This is a genomic window from Micrococcus sp. HMSC31B01 (assembly GCF_001816085.1).
GTDB classification, from domain to species: domain Bacteria; phylum Actinomycetota; class Actinomycetes; order Actinomycetales; family Micrococcaceae; genus Micrococcus; species Micrococcus luteus.
Window position 1 is genome coordinate 1 of record NZ_KV824808.1, and the last position, 909, is coordinate 909.

1 protein-coding gene is annotated in these 909 nt (G+C 77.9%); it reads left to right on the forward strand.

Annotated features, from left to right (window positions below; genetic code table 11):
* Positions 1-855, forward strand: an 855-nt coding sequence (locus HMPREF3105_RS00230; protein WP_070708492.1) for a molecular chaperone DnaJ, incomplete at its 5' end; no start/stop codon positions are given.
* Between the last annotated feature and the right edge of the window lie 54 nt (positions 856-909).

The window sequence follows — 909 nt, forward strand, 5'->3', positions numbered from 1 at the left end:
CGGGCCGCGCACCCCGACGTCGGTGGCGACCCCGCCGCCTTCCGGGCCGTGACGCGGGCGTGGGACCTGCTCGGCGACGCCGAGGCCCGGCGCCGGTACGACCTCTCGCTGCCCGACCCGGACGTCGGTGCCCGCGGCCCCCACGCGACGGCCGGATCAGGGCGGGCGAGACCGTCGGGACGGTCCGGACCCGGCGGACGTGCCGCCCGCCCCGTGCGCTACGAGCCCCCGCCCGGCGAGGCGGAGACGGACCCGACCGTGCTGGACCTGCCGCGATCGAGCCAACGCGTCCACGGGGCGCCGCGGCCGCGCGGGATCCTGCCGGACGAGCACCGGGTGCTGCGGCAGGCCCGCACCCTCGACGTGCTGCTGCGCCACGTGGCGGACGCGCTGCCGGCCGCCCGGGTCCTGACCGGGCTGCGGCTGGGCGGGCGCTGGGGACGGCACCTCGACGTGGACCACGCGGTGCTGTGCGGCCATCGCCTGGCGCTGATCGGCTCCGTCATGGTCCCGGAAGGGACCTACACCTGGGACGGGGCGGACCTGCGCTCCCGGGGCCGTCCCGTGGCCCCGCCGCTGCTCGGCCCCGCGATGATGGCGTGGCAGCAGGCCCTGCCCCAAGTCACCGTCGGCGGATTCGTGCACGTGATGACGGACCGCGACGCGCGGCACGCACCCGTGATCCGCCACACGCGCGGCGCCGACGCACCGGAGGCGCAGGCCGACCTGCTCACCGCCCCGCCCGCGCCCGGGATCGCGTTCGCGCGCGAGGTCGCGCTCTTCCTGGGCACCGGCACGGACCCGGATCTCGTGGACCGGCGCGCGCTCGGCGCGCTGGTCGGCCGGCTCCACTGAGGCACGTCCCCGCCCGGCGGCGCCCCACTAGGTGTAAGAGGTCATGACGTTGTT